At 68.4% G+C, this 18,707-nt stretch carries 16 protein-coding genes and 1 tRNA gene; 11 read left to right on the plus strand and 6 right to left on the minus strand.

Annotation, left to right across the window (positions count from 1 at the left end):
- Together ABZ195_RS16825 and ABZ195_RS16830 are read left to right on the plus strand one after the other, a co-directional pair.
- Entirely contained in the window at nucleotides 1–1,518 is a 1,518-nt protein-coding gene (locus ABZ195_RS16825) for an LCP family protein (protein ID WP_355219615.1), read from the plus strand.
- 86 nt (nucleotides 1,519–1,604) lie between these two features.
- Nucleotides 1,605–3,257 carry a peptide chain release factor 3 gene (locus tag ABZ195_RS16830; RefSeq protein WP_355219617.1) on the plus strand — a complete coding sequence of 551 codons (1,653 nt, stop codon included), beginning with the start codon at nucleotides 1,605–1,607 and terminating at the stop codon, nucleotides 3,255–3,257.
- A 3-nt stretch (nucleotides 3,258–3,260) separates the two neighbouring features.
- On the opposite strand, the gene ABZ195_RS16835 is transcribed toward ABZ195_RS16830, so the two are convergent.
- Nucleotides 3,261–3,455 (minus strand): DUF1737 domain-containing protein, encoded by a 195-nt coding sequence (locus ABZ195_RS16835; protein ID WP_355219619.1) that lies wholly within the window; start codon nucleotides 3,453–3,455, stop codon nucleotides 3,261–3,263.
- Nucleotides 3,456–3,484: 29 nt separating this feature from the next.
- Here ABZ195_RS16835 and ABZ195_RS16840 point away from each other — a divergent pair, with 29 nt between their 5' ends.
- A complete protein-coding gene (locus tag ABZ195_RS16840) occupies nucleotides 3,485–4,456 on the plus strand; it encodes a squalene cyclase (protein ID WP_355219621.1) in 972 nt (323 codons plus the stop codon).
- A 19-nt stretch (nucleotides 4,457–4,475) separates the two neighbouring features.
- Here ABZ195_RS16840 and ABZ195_RS16845 read toward each other — a convergent pair whose 3' ends face one another.
- A complete protein-coding gene (locus ABZ195_RS16845; RefSeq protein WP_355219622.1) occupies nucleotides 4,476–5,435 on the minus strand; it encodes a membrane dipeptidase in 960 nt (319 codons plus the stop codon).
- 64 nt (nucleotides 5,436–5,499) lie between these two features.
- Here ABZ195_RS16845 and ABZ195_RS16850 point away from each other — a divergent pair, with 64 nt between their 5' ends.
- The gene (locus ABZ195_RS16850) at nucleotides 5,500–6,165 is read left to right on the plus strand and encodes a L,D-transpeptidase family protein (protein ID WP_355219624.1); all 666 of its coding nucleotides are present in this window, start codon (nucleotides 5,500–5,502) and stop codon (nucleotides 6,163–6,165) included.
- Between the two features lie 44 nt (nucleotides 6,166–6,209).
- Here the strand turns inward: ABZ195_RS16850 and ABZ195_RS16855 are convergent, their stop codons facing one another.
- The 3 genes from ABZ195_RS16855 to ABZ195_RS16865 all read right to left on the minus strand — a co-directional run bounded on the left by ABZ195_RS16855 (nucleotide 6,210) and on the right by ABZ195_RS16865 (nucleotide 8,613).
- Entirely contained in the window at nucleotides 6,210–7,598 is a 1,389-nt protein-coding gene (locus tag ABZ195_RS16855; protein ID WP_355219626.1) for a neutral zinc metallopeptidase, read from the minus strand.
- A gap of 82 nt (nucleotides 7,599–7,680) precedes the next feature.
- A complete protein-coding gene (locus ABZ195_RS16860; RefSeq protein ID WP_355219628.1) occupies nucleotides 7,681–7,971 on the minus strand; it encodes a hypothetical protein in 291 nt (96 codons plus the stop codon).
- A gap of 24 nt (nucleotides 7,972–7,995) precedes the next feature.
- Nucleotides 7,996–8,613: a hypothetical protein gene (locus ABZ195_RS16865; protein ID WP_355219630.1), complete on the minus strand. Its 618-nt coding sequence runs from the start codon at nucleotides 8,611–8,613 to the stop codon at nucleotides 7,996–7,998.
- Nucleotides 8,614–8,754: 141 nt separating this feature from the next.
- Between ABZ195_RS16865 and ABZ195_RS16870 the strand changes: the two genes are divergently transcribed.
- The 6 genes from ABZ195_RS16870 to ABZ195_RS16895 all read left to right on the plus strand — a co-directional run bounded on the left by ABZ195_RS16870 (nucleotide 8,755) and on the right by ABZ195_RS16895 (nucleotide 16,698).
- A complete protein-coding gene (locus tag ABZ195_RS16870; protein ID WP_355219632.1) occupies nucleotides 8,755–11,805 on the plus strand; it encodes a BTAD domain-containing putative transcriptional regulator in 3,051 nt (1,016 codons plus the stop codon).
- Nucleotides 11,806–11,897: 92 nt separating this feature from the next.
- The gene (locus ABZ195_RS16875; RefSeq protein ID WP_355219819.1) at nucleotides 11,898–12,413 is read left to right on the plus strand and encodes a DUF4333 domain-containing protein; all 516 of its coding nucleotides are present in this window, start codon (nucleotides 11,898–11,900) and stop codon (nucleotides 12,411–12,413) included.
- A gap of 416 nt (nucleotides 12,414–12,829) precedes the next feature.
- Complete coding sequence (locus tag ABZ195_RS16880; RefSeq protein ID WP_355219634.1) at nucleotides 12,830–14,203, plus strand: hypothetical protein; 1,374 nt, start codon at nucleotides 12,830–12,832, stop codon at nucleotides 14,201–14,203.
- A gap of 147 nt (nucleotides 14,204–14,350) precedes the next feature.
- Nucleotides 14,351–15,136 carry a creatininase gene (locus ABZ195_RS16885; RefSeq protein WP_355219636.1) on the plus strand — a complete coding sequence of 262 codons (786 nt, stop codon included), beginning with the start codon at nucleotides 14,351–14,353 and terminating at the stop codon, nucleotides 15,134–15,136.
- Nucleotides 15,133–16,083 carry an agmatinase gene (gene speB / locus ABZ195_RS16890; protein WP_355219638.1) on the plus strand — a complete coding sequence of 317 codons (951 nt, stop codon included), beginning with the start codon at nucleotides 15,133–15,135 and terminating at the stop codon, nucleotides 16,081–16,083. The genes ABZ195_RS16885 and speB overlap by 4 nt, the downstream gene beginning before the upstream one ends.
- Before the next feature lie 117 nt (nucleotides 16,084–16,200).
- Nucleotides 16,201–16,698 (plus strand): hypothetical protein, encoded by a 498-nt coding sequence (locus tag ABZ195_RS16895; protein WP_355219640.1) that lies wholly within the window; start codon nucleotides 16,201–16,203, stop codon nucleotides 16,696–16,698.
- 181 nt (nucleotides 16,699–16,879) lie between these two features.
- Here ABZ195_RS16895 and ABZ195_RS16900 read toward each other — a convergent pair.
- Nucleotides 16,880–16,962, minus strand: a tRNA-Leu gene (locus ABZ195_RS16900).
- Between the two features lie 234 nt (nucleotides 16,963–17,196).
- Here ABZ195_RS16900 and ABZ195_RS16905 point away from each other — a divergent pair.
- Complete coding sequence (locus ABZ195_RS16905; protein WP_355219642.1) at nucleotides 17,197–18,678, plus strand: DUF3662 and FHA domain-containing protein; 1,482 nt, start codon at nucleotides 17,197–17,199, stop codon at nucleotides 18,676–18,678.
- Nucleotides 18,679–18,707: the final 29 nt, after the last annotated feature.

Raw genomic sequence — 18,707 nt, forward strand, 5'->3', positions numbered from 1 at the left:
ATGGGTGAGCGTGCGCGTCACCTGATGCCGTCTGCCCGAAGATCCCGCCCAACCGCGCGACGACTGGCACGGGGCGCACTCGCGTTCGCGACGGCCGCGGTGGTGGCGACCACGGGTTTCGGCTGGTGGACCCTGCACGGCATGCTGAGCGGCATCACCGTGTCGCAGGCCCTCGGGGCCGACGCCCCGCACTCCACCGGCACGGCGGTCAACATCCTGCTGATCGGACTGGACTCGCGCAAGGATCAAAACGGCGAGGACCTGCCCAAGAACGTGCTCGACCAGTTGCACGCCGGCGACTCTGACTCCGGCGGCTACAACACCAACACGCTGATCCTGGTCCACCTCGCCGAAGACGGCAGCGTCGAGGCGTTCTCCATTCCCCGCGACGACTACGTGAGCGTAAAGGGCATCGTGCCGGGCTACGACCACATCAAGATCAAGGAAGCCTACGGGCTGACGAAGGCCGACGAGGAGCAGAAGCTCATCGACGACGGCGAGACCGATCAGGCCACGCTGGAGAAGGAGGGCCGCGAGGCTGGCCGCAAGGCGACCCTCGCGGTGGTGCGCTCGCTGACCGGCGTGCCGATCGACTACTTCGCCGAGGTGAACCTCGCGGGCTTCTACGACGTGACCGAGAGCCTGGGCGGCGTCGAGGTCTGCCTCAACCACGCGGTGCACGACGACTACTCCGGCGCCGATTTCCCCGCCGGGCGCCAGACCCTGAACGCTCAGCAGGCACTCGCGTTCGTCCGGCAGCGGCACGGCCTCGACAACGGCGACCTGGACCGCACCCACCGCCAGCAGGCCTTCCTGATCGCCGTCATCCGCCAACTGCAGGACTCGGGATCCTTCAGCGACGTCGCCAAGCTCAACTCGCTGATGGACGTCGCCCGCAAGGACCTGGTGCTGTCCAGCGGGTGGGACCAGAGCCTGTTCCAGCGCATCGGCGGACTCTCCGGTGAGCAGGTGCACTACCAAACGCTGCCGGTGCTGCGCTACGACGTCGTCAACGAACAGGACGTCAACATCGTCGACCCGGCCGCGATCCGAGCGCTCGTCACGACGACCTTCGGTGACCCCTCGGCGGCCGCCGCGCCGGCGGCCCCCGCCGACGTCACGGTGGACGTGGTCAACGCGAGCGGCGTTCGGGGTCTGGCCACCGAGGCGTCGCACATCTTGACCCACAAGGGATATCACGAAGGGGACTTGAGCCTCGGCGAGCCGGGCGAGACGACGGCGACCGCCGTCGAGTACGGCACGGGTGGCCAACCGTCTGCGCAGGCCGTCGCCACCGTCCTCGACATCGGCGCTGCGCCTCAACCCGCCTCGGACCTGGCCCCCGGACACGTCCGGGTGGTGCTCGGCGACGGGTACTCCCTGCCCACCGACGTCGCCAGCATGGCCACCGCCCCGTCCGGCGGCGAGGCGCTCGGCATCGACGTGGGCAGCACCGACGATCCGGCACCCGATCAGGGTCTGCCCATCAGTGGCGGCGGAATCCCCTGCGTGAACTAGCCACTGCGTGACCGTCGCGTGTAGGTGGAGCGGGCCCGCGATCGATTTATCGATTCGACGTGGTAGCCAATACCATCGCATACGCAATGACCGACGATTCCACTCTGGCCCACGGCACGTTGACGGCCGCCGAAGGCCGCGCCGCGGAGCGCATCACCGTCGAAGCGCGGCGTCGACGCACGTTCGCCGTGATCAGCCACCCCGACGCCGGCAAGTCGACGTTGACCGAGGCCCTGGTCCTGCACGCCAACCGCATCAGCGAAGCCGGTGCGATCCACGGCAAGTCCGGCCGCCGCGCCACGGTGTCGGACTGGATGGACATGGAGAAGGCCCGCGGCATCTCCATCACCTCCACCGCGCTGCAGTTTCCCTACCGCGCCCCCAGTGGGCAGGACTGCGTCATCAACCTGCTCGACACCCCGGGGCACGCCGACTTCTCCGAAGACACCTACCGTGTCCTGACTGCCGTCGACTGCGCGGTGATGCTCATCGACGCGGCGAAGGGCCTGGAACCCCAGACGCTGAAGCTGTTCGAGGTGTGCCGGCTGCGGCGCATCCCGATCATCACCGTGATCAACAAGTGGGACCGGCCCGGCCGCGACCCCCTCGAGCTGCTCGACGAGATCCAGTCCAGGATCGGGCTGCGACCCACCCCGCTGACCTGGCCGGTCGGCATCGCCGGTGACTTCAAGGGCGTACTGGACCGTCGAACCGGCAATTTCATCCGCTACACCCGAACCGCGGGTGGCGCGAAGGCCGCACCCGAGGAGCACATCGCGCCGGCCGACGCGCACGCCGCGGCCGGCGTCGACTGGGACAACGCCGTCGAGGAATCCGAGTTGCTGGCCGCCGACGGGTCCGACTACGACGAGGACACGTTCCTCGGCTGTGAGACCACCCCGCTGCTGTTCACCTCCGCGGCCCTGAACTTCGGGGTGAACCAGCTACTCGACGTGCTGGTCCAACTCGCGCCGCCACCGCACGGACAGCTCGACGTCGACGGTCACCGCCGACCGGCCGAGGCGCCCTTCAGCGCCTTCGTGTTCAAGGTGCAGGCCGGCATGGATTCCGCCCACCGAGACCGCATCGCCTATGCGCGGGTGTGCTCCGGCACGTTCGAACGTGGCGAGGTGCTGACCCACGCCACCACCGGCAAGCCGTTCGTCACCAAGTACGCGCAGTCGGTGTTCGGCCAGCAGCGCTCGACCCTGGACACGGCATGGCCGGGTGACGTCATCGGACTGGCCAACGCCAACGTGCTGCGCCCCGGCGACACGCTCTACCGCGACGTCCCGGTGCAGTACCCGCCGATCCCCAGCTTCTCCCCCGAGTACTTCGCGGTGGCCCGCGGCACCGACCCCAGCAAGCACAAGCAGTTCCGCAAGGGGATCGAGCAGCTCGAGCAGGAGGGCGTGGTCCAGGTGCTCCGCTCGGACCGCCGCGGTGATCAGGCTCCCGTCTTCGCGGCCGTCGGGCCCATGCAGTTCGAGGTGGCGACGCATCGGATGGCGACCGAACTCAGTGCCCCGATCTCCCTGGAGTCCCTGCCGTACACGGTGGCGCGGGCCGCCGACCCAGGTGACGTCGAGTACCTGCAACGGCAACCGTCGGTCGAGGTGTTCACGCGCACCGACGGCGTCATCCTGGTGCTGTTCTCCACGAAGTGGCGCCTGGAGGGCTTCCAGCGCGACAACCCGTCGGTGACGCTGCACTCCCTCGTCGCCGCAGGTGACGACTGACCGTCAGACGTAACGCACCGTCTGCTGCCAGATGACCGCTTGGGCCACGACGGCCCGTCCACCGTCGAGGCTGATGGCGGGATCGCCGTAGAGCTCGTAGCCCAGCTCGAGCGCTTCGCTGACCCGGCGGCAGAACGCCTCGTCGTCCGGTCCGGTGAGCAGGCGGTACCTCGGCAATCCGTTCGGTGGTTCCGTCATCGTTCGATGGTGCCACCTAGAGTCGACGCATGGCGGTCACGCCCCTGAGCACCTGGCTACTCGACTCCGACCCGGCTCTGCGCTGGCAGGTCGAACGCGACGTCACCCACGAGCCCGCCGCGGTGTGGCAGGCGACGCGGGCCCGTGTCACGACCGAGGGCTTCGGAGCAAGGCTGCTGGCGCTGCAGGATCCGGACGGTCAGTGGGCCGGCGGCGCGTTCTTCCCGTCCGACTTCGACTTCGAGGGTCCAGAGGCGGCCGAGGGAGCCGGGCAGCCGTGGACCGCGACGACGTGGACTCTGAATTCGTTGCGGGAGTGGGGTCTTCACCCCGAGGCACTGGACGGCACGGCCGAACTGCTGGCCGCCAACAGCCGCTGGGAGTACGACGACCTGCCCTACTGGGGCGGTGAAGTCGACTGCTGCATCAACTCCTGGACCGTGTCGAACGGGCTCTGGCTGGGTGCCGACGTCACCGCCGTCGTCGACTGGTTCGTCGAGCACCGCCTGCCCGACGGCGGCTGGAACTGCGAGTGGGTGGACGGATCGACGCGTTCGTCGTTCCACTCGACCCTCAACGCGCTCAAGGGCCTACTCGACCACGAGGTCGCCACGGGCGGCACCGAGGCCACCCGCGCGGCGCGGCAAGCCGGGGAGGAGTACCTGTTGACGCGGGGCCTGATTCGTCGGCTGTCGGACGGGCAGCCCGTGGCGCCGTGGGTCGAGGACTTCACGTACCCGACGCGGTGGCGCTACAGCGCACTCAACGCCGCCGACTACTTTCGTCGTCGGTCCTTGGTCGACGGGTCCACACCCGATGCGCGGATGGCCGAGGCCGTCGCGCTGATTCGCGACGCCCGCCAGCCTGACGGTACGTGGATTCAGGGCCCGACCCTGCCGGGGCGGCAGTGGTTTCCGGTCGACGTCTCCGAAGGCGAGCCGTCGAAGTGGTTGACCCTGTTCGGGATCCGAGTGCTCCAGTGGTGGGACGATCAGACGTGACGTGCGGCCACCTGCAGCGTCAACGAGGACGCCAGGTCCTCTTCGCGACCCGCAGCATGTTGGCGCCCAGGACCGCATGCACGTCGGCGGCCCGCCACCCACGGTCGGTGAGATGGCGGCCGAGGGTCAGCACCGTCTCCGGCGGCATCCACTGGATGGGTCCCCACGCGGTGTAGCTCTCGTCGAACGCCTGTGGGTTGCGCTGCATTTCGTCGTTGAAGTCGGCGTGGTCGAATGAGAAGTCGCTGCTGAGGGCGACGTGGTCGACGCCGATCAGGTCGACGGCGTACTCGAGGTGGCTCGTCATTGCCTCGAGGGTCGCAGTGTTGGGGCCCAGGAAGATGCCGACCCCGGTGATCGCGACCACGCCACCGGTGTCCGCACAGGCGCGGGCCTGGTCGTCGGTGATGTTGCGCGGATGGTCCCAGATCGCCTTCATGCACGAATGGCTGTACACCACAGGACCTTTGGAGACACGGCACAGATCCAAGCCCGTCTGGGTGCTGCAGTGCGACCCGTCGGGAACGATGCCGACCACGTTCATCTCGGCGACGATCTCTTCGCCCCATGCGGTCAGGCCGGTGTCCACGGAGTCCAGACATCCGCTGCCCGCCCGGTTGACGTGGTTGTAGGTCGGCAGCAGCGTGCGGACTCCGAGGCCGGCGAGCGTGGCGAGATTGTTCAGGTCGTCGCCGACGGGCCCGGAGTCCTCCAGGTCGAATGCGACGGCGATCCGATCCTCGGAGGTGATGCGTTCGACGTCGTCGACGCCGGCCGCCAGTTCCAGGTCCGGGTGTGCGTCGACGCCCGCGCGGAAGTGCTCCAGCAGCGCGACGGAATCGACGAAGGACTGGGGTGAGTATCCGGCGTTCACGGAGATGAAGGCTCCACCGCGACGCCGGAAGCGGGTCAGCGGCTCGATCTCGGTGCCGACCTTCAGCGGAAGGCAGGCGTGCTGATCCCAGAGCAACTGCGTCATGACCAAGAATGATGCCGCAGAAGGGCGTCACCCGGACGACCGTCGTCCGCGTAGGGTCGACGGCATGGCGCGCGCAGCACGAACCACGGGCTCGTGGCTGGTGCGCACGATCGGCCTGGCCCCCCTCGTGTTGTCGCTCGCGGCGGCGGCACCTGCTCGGGCGGAGACACCGGCGCAGATGATCGTCGTCGACGCGCCGTCCGCCACCTCCGACAGCGGCACCCTCAGTGCCTACGAGCGGGTGGACGGCAGGTGGAAGAAAGTGCTCGGACCCACCCCGGCCACACTCGGCGAGCTGGGTGTCGGGCAGCCGGAGGACGACGTCTTCCGCACCCCGGTGGGAACCTTTCCCCTGGGCCAGGCCTTCGGGAGGCAGCCCAACCCAGGCACCCGGATGCCGTACTTCCAAGCCACCGACGAGGATTGGTGGGACGAAGACGTCGACTCACCCACCTACAACACCCACGTCCACGCCCCCGAGATCGACTCAGAGGACGCCGAGAACCTGTACGACTCCGGGGTGATGTACGACTACGCCGTGCTGATCGACCACAACCCGCAGCGCGTGCCCGGGCAGTCGGCCGGGATCTTCCTGCACGTGACCGACGGCGATCCGACGTGGGGTTGCGTGGCCATCGATCGCGACCAGATGAAGTCGGTGCTGCAGTGGCTCGACCCAACGGCCAACCCGCAGATCACCATTGGCGTCGACGTGGCCGAACCACGCTAGAGGGCGACGAGACCGTCGTGCGGGCGACCTTCGGTTCCTAGGAGTCATGCCGTGTAGGACAGGCAGGCCTGCGCCCCGTCGACGACGCCCTCGCGGAATGCGCGGGTTCGGTCGAATCCGGCGCCTTGGCGGTCGACGTCACCGTCGCCGCGGAACAACAGCAGGGCCTTGATGCCCTCGTCGAGATCACCCGGGGAGATGTGGAAGGTACTGGTCGCCTCGCGGTTGTAGAGGATGACGCTGGCGGTGTACGCCCCCGCCAGGCAGTCGGCACGCGCCGTGGAGGTCTTCTCGTCGGCGTCGTCACCCAGTCGGTTGAGAGCGGCGAGCCCCCACTGGGTCGCCAGCAACGTCGCGAACGCATAGTCCCCGCCCTCGGTGTAGATCGCCGGCATGGCGTCCGCGTCGTCCCATCCGACGTAATCGTCTGGCACGCAGTAGAACAACGCATAGCCCTCGGCGGACTGGCCGCCGCAGTCCGGCGGGCTGGACGGGTCGAATGGCTGCTGCGGAGCCAGCGGCTTCCAGGCCTCACCTTCGGTCAGCTCGGGATAGACCTGACTCCAGTAGTCCTCCAAGTCATAGGGCACACCGGTGGCGATCGTGTCGTAGGGCGCCTCGCCACCGGTCGCCTCGTCGGCGGCGTCGTTGAAGGGAAGCTCGAGCACGACCGGATCGCCGTCCCGGTAGCCCTTGCACTTCGCGACGCCGTTGTCGTATCCGTCCTGGAACGCGCTGACGCGGTCGAAGCCGCTGCCGTGCGCCGACGGATCCTGCACGTTGGTACCGGGACTGTCGCGTAGGTCGAGGATGCCCGCCAGCGCCTTGTCGAGATCGGCACTGTTGACCTCGAAGACCTTCTCGTCCTGAGCGTGCTTCGACCACCCCCCGGCGAAGCAGTCGGCCTGCAGTTCCGAACTGACCGTCATCTCGTTCTGGTCGAAGAATCCCGACCGCTGTTGCACGGCATGACCGAATTCGTGTGCCAGCACGATGGGAATGACGAAGTCGCCGTACTTCTTCTGCAGATCCGGCAGCAGACCCGTCGAATCCCATGCCACGGAGTCGTCGAGCTTGCAGTAGAAGGCGTTGCCCGCGACGTCGTCGTAGCTGGAGGCACAGGCGGGACCCGACTCGGAATCCGGGGTCAGTGCGTACAGGCCACCGTCGACGGGCTTGTAATCCTCGTCGTAGAGCTTGGGGAACTCATCAGCCCAGAAGCTCTGCAGATCGGCGATGGACGCGATGGCGAGCTTGTTCACCGGAGTGGAGGGGTCACCCTCGATCTTGACGTTGCTCGTGTCGGGCTTCTTCGCCGTGGGGCTCGAAGCGACGGGCGTCGAGCCACCGCCGCCACCACACCCTGCCAGCAGCAACACGACGGCACCCGTCGCCGACGCGGTCTTGATGGTGCGGAGAATTCCGTTGGTCATGGCGACGATGATCCGATCCGTGATTGGAGAGTCGTTGGATGATCCGTGACGGTCGTTCTGGCGCAGCGCATCGGCGGCCCGTTCAGGAGTAGCCGGCGTGCTCGACGGCCGCGTGCACCAAGAGCCACAGCGGCCAACTCGCCGTGGACTCGCGAACGGCGTCGACGTAGCCGAGCCAACGCCGCAACAGTCTGGCGAGCTCCTCGGGTTCCACGGAGGTGACCGCCAGCTGGCGCGCGACCAGCGTGAGCCGCGAGCCGTGGGCGTCGTAGATCTCCGCGTCGAGGTCGTGTGCGGTGACGACGTCGTCGAGGCTGCGGTAGAAGGTGCAGTCGGGCGGTGCGCTGAGGATGAACGGTGCCGTCGGACTCACTGCTCGCTCCCCACCCACCCAAGCTCAGCTGCCCAGACCCGCCGTGATCTTCTGGTCCTGCTTGCCGGCCACGTCGAGCACGAACTCCGGTGGGACGGGATCTTCTGCGGCACTATCGAATTCGAGGGTGACGAATGCCGACCCCTGGGTGAAGAGAAGGACGGTGACCGCCTTGGAGCCGTCCGGCGAGGCACCCGAGACCATCACCGAGTCAGAGCCCACCGACGCCGGAGCGGGGGTGCCGCCGACGACCGACGAGCCCAAGGCGGCCGTGGCGCCCTTCAGCGCAGTGGCCGCGCCCCCGGCGTCGGGCAGTACCAGGATGGTGTCGCCGATTTCGCGGGTGTCACCGCCGTTGGAGAAGACGGTGGCCACACCGGGCGCACCGTTGGGATTCACGGTGGGCTCCTGCGCGGTGAACGTGTCGCCGGGCGCCACGATGTCAGTCGCCGCGATGAGCAACTTTGCGTAGTCGGTCGAGGCCGCTGCCGTGGCGGAGGCGCTCGTCGTGGACGACGTGCTCGACGACGTGGCGGCAGACGCCGACGAGGACGACGACGACGACGAGCTGCCACCGCAGCCCGCGGTCAGCAGGGTCACGGCTGCGCCGACGGCTATCGCCGCCATGGGGGTGATCTTCATGCGCGTACTCCTTCGAGGTTCGTGGCACGCAGGCTCGGCGACCGTAGGGCTGCGGGATTGGAACGCCGTTGGAGGAGGCTCACGGCAAACAGGGCGTTCCGCTGGCAAATTCCTGAGAACAGGGGATGATCTTGTTCAAAGGTGACCGACGGAGGGGGCACGGGTCGCGTGGAGTATCGAATTCTCGGTCCGTTGGAGGTGCTGCGCGACGGACACCACCTCAACCTGGGTGGGCCGCGCCAACGGGCCGTCCTGGCTGCGCTGCTGGTGGCCGGTGGGCGCGCAGTGTCCGTGGACGCGCTGACCGAACAGGTGTGGGGCGCGCACGTACCGCCCAAGCCCTTGATCTCGCTGCGGTCCTACCTCACCAATCTCAGGCGTGTCCTCGGCGAGGACGCCGTGCAGCGATCCCAGGTTGGCTACCACCTCGACACCCGTGGCGACGTCGTCGACGCCGAGGAATTCGCCCGGTTGGTCGACGCGGGACGGCGCGCGCTCGAGGCCGGAGACAACGCGGCCGCCCGATCCGCGCTCGTCGACGGCCTTGGGTCGTGGCGCGGAACTCCGCTCGGCGAGTTCCACGACTTGGACTTCGCCACTCCGGAACGTCACCGCTTGGAGACCCTGCGCGTCGACGCGACGGAGACCTACTTCGAGGCCGCCCTGCGCATGGGCGAGAGTGCGGCCCTCGTCGAGGGCCTCGAGTGCGAACTGGCTGCCAATCCCCTGCGGGAAAGGCTCTGGGCACAGCTGATCCTGGCTCTGTACCGCTGTGGCCGGCGTACCGACGCACTGCGCGCGTACGGCAGGGTCCGCGACGTGCTCGACGCCGAACTCGGCGTGCTTCCCGGCGTGGAGCTGGAACGACTGGCCGCTGCCGTCGCCAACGAATCCGCGGCGCTGCAGTGGCGTTCACCCCTTCCCGGACGCGAGGTGGGACCCGCCCCCGAACGGGTCGGCGAACTTCACGGACGCTCCGCCGAGGTGCGCCGGATGAACAGTTCGCTGGCGGCCTCGGCGACCGGTCACGGTGGGGTCGTCGTGATTCGCGGTGAGAGCGGCATGGGCAAGACGGCCCTGGCCCGGCACGTGACCGAACTGGCCGTCCAGGCGGGGTTGGCGACGGTGTGGGCCGGCCACGCCGCAGAGCAACGTCGACCTCCGTCGTGGGCCTGGGCGCACGCGGTTCGCGGACTGGCCGGCCAGCTTCCCGTCGGGGAGCGGCACCCGAACGCCCCCCTGCCGCACTGGTGGAGCGGCGCGGCCGAGGGCGTCGGAGGCGACGACCCCTCCGGCGCTGCGGGATTCGACGCCATCGAGGCGACGACCTCGGCACTGACCGAGCTGGCCGCGGCCCGGCCGGCCGTGATCGTGCTGGACGACCTTCAGCGCGCCGACCGCTTCACCCACGAAGTGTTGGAGCACCTCGTCTCGGCGGCCCGGTGCACGCCCCTGCTGATCGTCGCGACGTGGCAGGACGGTGGCGCCGACGTCAGGAGCGCCCGAAGTTTCGAACGCATCGTCGGCCGTACCGACGTCGAGGTCGTCAAACTGCGCGGCCTCGACGTGCCCGCGACGGCGCGATTGATCGCCGACGCCACGGGTGTGACACCGGGCGACGGATTGGTGGCGAGCGTTCACGCCCGCACCGGGGGCAATCCGTTCTACGCTCGCGAGCTCGTCCGGCTCTTGGCCGACCACGGCCGTCTGGAGGACTTCGATTCGGGCATCGACGGCGGTGCCGACGTCCCAGAGGCCGTCAGCGGTGTCATCCGCCGGCGCATGTCCCGCCTGCCCCAGGCGACGAGGACACTGCTTCAGGTGGCTGCCGTCATCGGCACGGAGTTCTCGGCCACGCGGCTGGCGACCGTGACGGAGTCATCCGTCATCGAGGCGACGATCTCGCTCCTTCCGGCCTGCGAGGCCGGACTCATCGTCCGAGTACCAGCTCAGCAGAACGGCTTTCGGTTCAGTCACGGGCTCGTGCGTGATGCCGTCGCGGCCGAGACCACCGGCGTCGACCGGGAGGTTCTGCATGCAGACATCGCGCGGGCCTATGCCAAGGAGCTCGGAGAGACCGCGTCCCAGGACGCCATCGACGGCGCGCACCACGCGCGCGAGGCGGCCGCCGAACTCGACGCCGCCACCGCGCTGCTCTTGTTCGATCGAGCGCGAGCCGACGCCTGGTCGCGGTCGGCCTATCGCGAGGTGGCCGAGCTGGATCGCCACGCCCTCGCGGTCTGTGCCCGAATGCCAACCGGCAGCTACCGTTTCGACCGCGAGGTGAATCTGCAATTGCAACTGGCCTCCGTCGAGGCGGTGGTGAGCGGGCAGAGTTCGGCCAAGGTCCTGCACGACATGCGGCACTCCGCGAGCGCGGCCCACGAGGCACTCCAGTCGACGGCGGCGGTCGCGATGGGTTGTCTCGAGGCGTGCGGAACGGGTCGTCTTCACGATGCCGCAGTCCTCTCCGACAGCCTCGTCGAATTCTTCTCGGCCACCGGCGATCCGATCGCCGGGGCGGCCGGCTTCTACGTGCGCGCGTTCATTCGCTTCCTGCGTGGCACGCTCGACTCGGCGGTCGCGTCGGTTCGCGACTTGCAATCCGCGGTACCGCCCGTCGACCCGAAGATCTACGGCGCGTTGGCGTCCTTCGAGGTGCTCGCCTATGCGGTCGACGCGCACTGCAGCGCACTTCGCGGCGAGGTGGACGCAGCCCGGCACATCCTGGCTCGGGGGATCGCGCTCGGAAACGAGCGTGACGACGCCTTCGGCACGGTCGTACTTCGCGTCGCCGACATTCAGATGTCCGCGATGATCGGCGACCCCGACGGCGTGGCGTCGCGCGCAGCGGACGTCGTCACCCTGCTGACCGAACTCGGCATCGAACAGTTCATCGGCGGGGCCCGACTGATCCATGGCTGGGCCCAGGCCGTCGGCCTCGACTGCCGCGACACCGTCGACGAGATGCACGCCGCAATGGCCCTGCACGGCCAGGGCGGCCGCCGAGTCTTCTCGCCGCTGTACTACGCGTTGTTGTCCGACGCGACCGCAGCCCACCGCGACGTCGATGACGCGCGAGCGTGTCTCACCCAAGCCGAGCAGATCGCCGGCGCGACCGGCGAACACGTCTGGGACGCCCAGCTCTCGGCACGGCGTCTGCGTCTGGTCGCCCGAACGGTGCGCCGGTAGCGCCCGCCGTCGGCTCCAACCAGTTTCCAACCGCCGGCGGTCACGATGCCCGCATGACTTCACAGAATGGTTCCACCGCGAGCCGGTTGAGGATGCTTGCGGCGGCGGGCGCACTGGCGTTGATGGCAGTCGGCCTCGCCGGCTGCTCGAGCGGGCCGGGAGCGGTGGGCAAGGACGACGTGGGCAAGCAGGTGAGCGACAAGATGACCGACGCGTCGGGCAACAAGCCCGACTCGGTGACGTGCCCGGAGGACCTCAAGGCAGAGGTGGGCGCCCAGGTGAATTGTGCGATGAAGGTCAAGGACCAACCGTTCAACGTCAACGTGACCGTCACCTCGGTAGACGGGGACAAGGTCAACTTCGACATGGTCGAGACGGTCGACAAGGACGACGTCGCCAAGCAGATCAGCGACCAGCTCGCCCAGCAGGTGGGTGAGAAGCCCGAGAAGGTGACCTGCCCGGACAATCTCAAGGGCACCAAGGGTGCGACCTTGGACTGTGAGCTGACCGACCAGGGCCAGACCTACGGCGTGACGGTGACGGTGACCGACGTGCAGGACGGTGGCGACGTCCTCTTCGACTTCAAGGTCGACGAACAGCCGAAGTGAGCCCAGGTGCGTCGTCGCACCGCGGGCCGGTCGTCGACGTCACACTCGTGGCGGAACGGTGACGGTTTCCGACGTCTCGGACCGCCCGCACGTTCCCCCGGCCGTCGAGATCGGCCGGCGGACGACGTCGACGTCTCGAAGTCGACGTCTCGCCGCCCGTAGATCGGCTCGACGGCGTGACGCATCGAATCTCGTTGCAGGAGACGAGTTTTCGCGTCGAGGCCGAGGCTGGCCCGACTCGATCGGCCGGCGCTTGCCAGCGCGCCGCCCACCGCCGTCGACGGTCGGCGTTCCGGCCCGTATCAGGTGTCTCGACCGTTCGGCGTCCGACGAACCATTCAGCTGGTAGGGCTACGTTCCGGGACGTGAATCGACGCCCAACCGCGTCGGCGTCGGTCGTAGGAAGGTGGCGTCGCATGAGTACTGCCCGGACGCAGGTGGCGAAGAAGCCCGACAACCTACTGGACTTCGTCGATCAGGCGTTGTTCCTCGGGTTGCGGGCGACCGGTCAGTCCGCGGTGACGCAGATCGTCTGGGTGTACGAACACGAGATCGACCTGGACGGGGTCCGGCACTTTCACCGGAACATGGGCTACGGCATGGCTGGCCGGCTCGTCGAACCGTCGATCCTGCCCTTCGGGCGGCACCGCTGGGTCACCTCGCTGGGGCCGGCGGCACCCCTGCGCATTGCGCCTGCGCCGCGGCCTCGCGCGGAGCTCAGCGACTGGATCGACGACTGTGCACGCCAGCCGATCGACCCTCAGTTCGGGCCGTCCTGGCACATGAGCGTCCTGCCGATGACCGACGGTGCCACGGCCGTGAGCCTGGTGGGCTCGCACTGCGTGGCCGACGGAGGCGGCGCCCTGCTGACCGTCTACGAAGCCGTCATGGGCGCCCGCCGGAATCTGGGCTATCCACCACCGCGTAGCCGACGCCGGCTCCAAGCGGTCGCAGCCGATCTGCGCCAGTTCGTGCGCGACGTTCCCGAAGTCGTGCGCACGCTGGTGGCCGCCGTCCGCTTCCTATGGCGGCAGCGGAACAGGTCGGCGGCACCGAACCCGACCGCGCCGAGCACGCTGGACCACGCCCAGGCCGACGTCTCGATAACGGCACCCGCCGTCGCGGTGATCATTCCGATCGAGCAGTGGGACGCGCGGTCGGCCGACCTCGGCGGAAACAGCCACGCGCTGCTCGCCGCGCTATGCGCCAGGTTGGCCGTGCACCAGGGACGCGCCCTGGCCGACGACGGCACGGTGGGCCTCATCGTCCCGATCAACGACCGCACGCTGGAGGACACCCGAGCCAATGCGGTGAATCTCGCCTACGTGCGCGTCGACCCCGACCACGTGACGACCGATCTGGGTGAGACGCGCACGGCGATCCGAGAGGCGCTGAAGGTCATGCGCGAGACTCCCGACGAGGCTCTCGCCCTCTTGCCCTTGACGCCGTTCGTCCCCAAGGCCGCCGTGAGACGCACCGCCGATCTGGCATTCGGGTTCACCTCCGAGCCGGTGTCGTGCTCCAACGTCGGCGACCTCCCCGACGACGTCACCCGCGTCGATGGCTCGCCCGCCGAACTGGTGGTCATGCGCGGAGTCGACCAGCACGTCTCGCGCCGGGTGCTGGAGGAGCGCCGCGGCCTCCTCACCGTCGTCTCCGGCCGGCTGGCCGGGAAGGTCAGCATGACCGTCGTGGGGTATCAGCCCGGCACACCCAACACCAAGGAGTGGCTGCGCACGTCGATTTGCGCGGCCCTCGACGAGCTGGGGCTCACCGGCACGCTGGTGTGACTCCGCGGCCCGCGGGCGTCGGCCAACCGGGCGAAGCGCTTGCCTCCGGTGGACACTGGACGTCCGCACCCACCGTGCCCACTCCGCGACCGTTGCGGCCATGACCCGAGTGTCCGTCGTCGGTCGCAGAGGCAAGACAGGAGTCCGATGACCCAGAAGGCCGTCCCGGTCCTCTACCAACACATGACGTGGCCGGAGATCGCCGCCGCGGCCGAGGCCGGGGTGCCGGTGGTGGTTCCCGTTGGAGCCACCGAACAGCACGGACATCACCTTCCCGTCTGCACCGACTGGGTGTTGCCCGAACGGATCCTGGTCGAAGCGGCACGGCAGCGCGACCTCGTAGTCGGCCCGTTCATCCCGTTCGGCTACCGCAGCCGGCCGGGCAGCGGTGGCGGACAACACTTCCCGGGCACTGTGTCGCTGCGCGCCACCACGCTCATCAGCGTATTGGAGGACGTCCTCGACGAGCTCGTACGCAGCGGTTTCCGCAACATCGTCCTGTACAACTGGCACTTCGAGAACAGCGGTTTCGTCTACGAACCCGCCTTCCTCGTCAGCGAGCGGCACCCCGAGGTCAAGATCGTCGTCATCGAGGACGTCAATCCCGACTACACACCGGAGCGCCGCGAGCTCCTCTGGCCGGATGCCTTCCCGGGACTGGCTCTCGAACATGCCGCCGTCATCGAGACCTCGCTGTGGCTCCACCACCAACCCGACATGGTGCACAGGGATCGGATCGCCCCGGACCAGCCAGAGCGAGTGGTCGACCACGACGTCCTGCCCATCGACACCCGCCTGTCGACGGCGAGCGGCGCCCTCTCCTCCCCCGTACCCGCCAGCGCCGAGAAGGGCCGCGTCCTGACCGAGTGGTTCGTCGAACGTGTGCTGCGAGTCCTCGACGAGGAGTTCCCCCGAGAGGGCGCCGAACGATGAGTGAGTCCACGCCGATCGGGGCGGTGCCGGCCATCGAGGTTCCCCGCTACGCGGGCAAGGGCACCTTCGCCCGGATCGCCGACATCCACGAGGTCAGCGATTTCGACGTCGCCATCCTGGGCGTGCCGTTCGACGGCGGCACCTCCTATCGACCAGGGGCGCGGTTCGGCCCCATGGCGGTCCGACAGGCCGCCCGCACGCTACGGCCCGGGTATCACGTCGAATTGGGCGTCGCCCCCTTGGAGGTGGTGCAGATCGTCGACGCGGGTGACGTCACCGTGACGCCCTTCGACATCGACGAGGCGTGCCGCCAAATTCAGCGGCACGCCGCGGAGCTTCTGGGCGACGGCGGTCGCAGGATCGTCTCGATCGGCGGTGACCACACCATCGCGTTGCCGAATCTGCGGGCTCTGAACGCCGTGCACGGTCCGGTGGCCCTGGTGCACTTCGACGCTCACCTCGACACGTGGAACACCTACTTCAACGCCCCGGTGACGCATGGCACCATCTTTCGGCGCGCCTTCGAGGAGGGCTTGCTGATCGAGGACCATTCGATTCACATCGGGATCCGCGGGCCGATCTACGACCGTGCCGACCTCGACGACGACGCCGCCATGGGGTTCCGGATCATCCGCGCCGGCGACCTCGACGTGATGGGGATCAACGCCGCCGTGGACGTGATCCGGCGCCGGGTGGGCGACGAGCCCGTCTACCTGTCGGTGGACATCGACGTCCTCGATCCGGCGTTCGCGCCCGGCACGGGGACACCGGAGTCGGGTGGGTTGACGGCACGCGAGCTGCTCCGGATGTTGCGCCGGTTGACCGGGATGAACCTCGTCGGCGCAGACGTCGTCGAGGTGGCCCCGGCCTACGACCACGCGGAGATCACCTCGATCGCCGCCGCGACCGTCGTCTTCGACATGGTGTCGCTGATGGTCGCGCGCTGAGACAGATGTCGCGACCCGCGTTCGTCACGACGGCGGTCGTCGTGGCCGTGATGGATGCCTTCTTCGTGCTCGACGTCGGACTCGGAATGGATCCGGACCGTTGAATACGCTCGACCAATGTTCGAGTTGACCGACGAATTCCTGTCACCGAAGACCGGAACCATCCGGTGCTGGCCCGCCGCGGCAGGTGAGCCCCGGGCCGGCACCTGGTCGATCGACATCCCGATCGACGCGTTCTCCGCCGACGACCCCGCCGATCCCACCACCTACCGCCTTGGCGTCGCCGGCCCCGAGATCGTCCACACGCGCCTGCGGCTCGACTTCATCTCCCTACCCGCTGCGCACCTCGCCGAACTGGGTGGTCGCAGCTTCGCGTTCCCAGTCAACCCAGAGGACGGCTACATCGACGGATCGATCTACCTCGGGCAGGCACACAATCCCGTCGACGTGACCGAGATCGACTTCGGAAGCATCCTCGAGGCTGGGATCACCGCGAGACTGTGCGCGAGTTTCGACTTCACGCAGGAGCACGTCGAGATCGCCAATCGCAGCGCCATTCTCACCGTCGCGCTACGCGAGGACGGCACCGAGACGGGACAGCACGTCTATCCGTGACCGTCACCCCGCATGCGACCGCTGCCGACGACGAGGATTGTGCGTTCGGCCCAAGCGTTCAGCGGTATTGTTCGGCTATTCCCGGGAGATGTCGGCACGGACCCTTCGGCCAGACACAAAAGGTCACGACCTCTTTCGAGATCGTGACCTTTGTGGTCGCAGTTCGTAGAACCGCTCATTGTGGGCGAAGGGGGACTTGAACCCCCACGTCCCGAAGGACACTGGCACCTGAAGCCAGCGCGTCTGCCATTCCGCCACTCGCCCCAACAACCGGGTGAGACTATCACGCACTCGCACGGGTCTCCCAACCGTGCACTTCGGCCACGGTGAGCCGAGCCGGACGTCTCTGACCAGCCTCGATCCGATTGCGGGTAACTCTCGGTCACGTCATGAGGCCCTTGGCCGATACCATGCCAAGGAGAATCGACACCCGCGACACGCAGGTTCTGCACTGCGTCGCGCGCGGCCGTCACGACGAACAGCGAGGCAGGCGGTGACATGGGACTGGTCGACCGCTTCGAGCGCAAGCTCGAGGCAACCGTCGGTGACACCTTCGCGCGGGTCTTCGGCGGCAGCATCGTCCCGCAGGAGGTCGAGGCCATTCTCCAGCGCGAAGCCGACGCCGGTGCGCGCGAAGTCGGCGGCCGCAGGATTTTGGCCCCAAACGACTACGTCATTACCCTCAGTGCATCCGACTTTCACGAGGTCCGCGCCGACCCCGACCTCACACCGACGACATTCGCCCGATACCTGGAGGGATACATCCGTGACCAAGGGTGGCAAACGTATGGTGATGTGGTCGTTGGATTCGAGGCGTCACCGCAGTTGCACACCGGCCAGTTTCGCACCCGTGGAACGGTCAACCCAGACTCGACCAGCGGCACAAGCGCACCTGCACCCCCAGACCCTGCCCGTGCTCACACCGCAGAACCAGGAGTTCCACCGATGACCGACAACCCGAGTTACCGCGGCGGCGGCCAGGGACCAGCGCAGCCTGGCGACGACTACTACGAGTACGGCCGTCAGGGCGAGGAGCCTCGCGCGCCGTACCCGCCCGCCCCCGAGGGCGGCTACCCGGCAGCCCCCGCCGGCGCTCAGCCCGCCAGCGGCTACCCCGAACAGGGTGGTTACGACCGCGGCGGTTACCCGGACCAGGGTTACCCGCCGCCCAACTACGACCAGCGGTCCCCCGCCGGTTACGGCCCGCCGGCCAATCCCCCTGCCGGTTACCCCGACCAGGCTTACCGTCAGCCGCCGCCCCCGTACGGACCTCCGGCAGGTGCGCCGGGCGGCTACGGCGAATCCGGCGGATACGACTACGGGCGTCCGCCGGCTCCCCGCGGTGACGAGTACGGCCGTCCGGCCGAGCCGCCGCGCCCGTCCTACCCGGACCAGGGTGGTTACCCCGATCAGGGTGGCTACGGCGACCAGGGTGGTTACCCGGATCAGGGCGGTTACCCCGACCAGGGTGGCTACGGCCCCCAGGGCTACGGCCGCCCGGAACAGGGCGGCTACGGCTCGCAGGCCGACTACGGCCGCTACGGCGACCAGGGCGCCCCGGCGGGGTACGCCGATCCCGGTTACGGCCAGCCGGCCGACGGTGGTTACGGCCAGTCCGGCTACGACTACGGGCAGCCCCCGGTCGCCGCGCCGGTGGCCGGTTACGGCGCGGGTGGCGGCTACGGTTCCGCCGGGGCGACGGTGACGCTGCAGCTCGACGACGGCAGCGGTCGCACCTACCAGCTCCGCGAGGGCGCCAATGTCATCGGACGTGGCCAGGATGCCCAGTTCCGCCTGCCGGACACCGGTGTGTCACGTCGCCACCTGGAGATCCGCTGGGACGGCCAGGTCGCCCTGCTGTCGGACCTGAACTCCACCAACGGCACCACGGTCAACAACGCACCGGTTCAGGAGTGGCAGTTGGCCGACGGCGACACCATCCGTCTGGGCCATTCCGAGATCATCGTCCGCGTTCACTGAGCGCACTGGCTGGTGACGGCGCGAGGGCA

The organism is Mycobacterium sp. NPDC006124, from assembly GCF_040614235.1.
Lineage (GTDB): Bacteria > Actinomycetota > Actinomycetes > Mycobacteriales > Mycobacteriaceae > Mycobacterium.

Excerpts from the sequence above, each read along its gene's own strand:
- ABZ195_RS16825 (WP_355219615.1), top strand. The coding sequence starts at position 1 with ATGGGTGAGCGTGCGCGTCACCTGATGCCGTCTGCCCGAAGATCCCGC.
- ABZ195_RS16875 (WP_355219819.1), top strand. The coding sequence starts at position 11,898 with ATGCTTGCGGCGGCGGGCGCACTGGCGTTGATGGCAGTCGGCCTCGCC.
- ABZ195_RS16830 (WP_355219617.1), top strand. The coding sequence starts at position 1,605 with ATGACCGACGATTCCACTCTGGCCCACGGCACGTTGACGGCCGCCGAA.
- ABZ195_RS16895 (WP_355219640.1), top strand. The coding sequence starts at position 16,201 with ATGTTCGAGTTGACCGACGAATTCCTGTCACCGAAGACCGGAACCATC.
- ABZ195_RS16855 (WP_355219626.1), bottom strand. The coding sequence starts at position 7,598 with ATGACCAACGGAATTCTCCGCACCATCAAGACCGCGTCGGCGACGGGT.
- ABZ195_RS16885 (WP_355219636.1), top strand. The coding sequence starts at position 14,351 with ATGACCCAGAAGGCCGTCCCGGTCCTCTACCAACACATGACGTGGCCG.
- ABZ195_RS16845 (WP_355219622.1), bottom strand. The coding sequence starts at position 5,435 with ATGACGCAGTTGCTCTGGGATCAGCACGCCTGCCTTCCGCTGAAGGTC.
- ABZ195_RS16905 (WP_355219642.1), top strand. The coding sequence starts at position 17,197 with ATGGGACTGGTCGACCGCTTCGAGCGCAAGCTCGAGGCAACCGTCGGT.
- speB (WP_355219638.1), top strand. The coding sequence starts at position 15,133 with ATGAGTGAGTCCACGCCGATCGGGGCGGTGCCGGCCATCGAGGTTCCC.
- ABZ195_RS16865 (WP_355219630.1), bottom strand. The coding sequence starts at position 8,613 with ATGAAGATCACCCCCATGGCGGCGATAGCCGTCGGCGCAGCCGTGACC.
- ABZ195_RS16835 (WP_355219619.1), bottom strand. The coding sequence starts at position 3,455 with ATGACGGAACCACCGAACGGATTGCCGAGGTACCGCCTGCTCACCGGA.
- ABZ195_RS16880 (WP_355219634.1), top strand. The coding sequence starts at position 12,830 with ATGAGTACTGCCCGGACGCAGGTGGCGAAGAAGCCCGACAACCTACTG.
- ABZ195_RS16840 (WP_355219621.1), top strand. The coding sequence starts at position 3,485 with ATGGCGGTCACGCCCCTGAGCACCTGGCTACTCGACTCCGACCCGGCT.
- ABZ195_RS16850 (WP_355219624.1), top strand. The coding sequence starts at position 5,500 with ATGGCGCGCGCAGCACGAACCACGGGCTCGTGGCTGGTGCGCACGATC.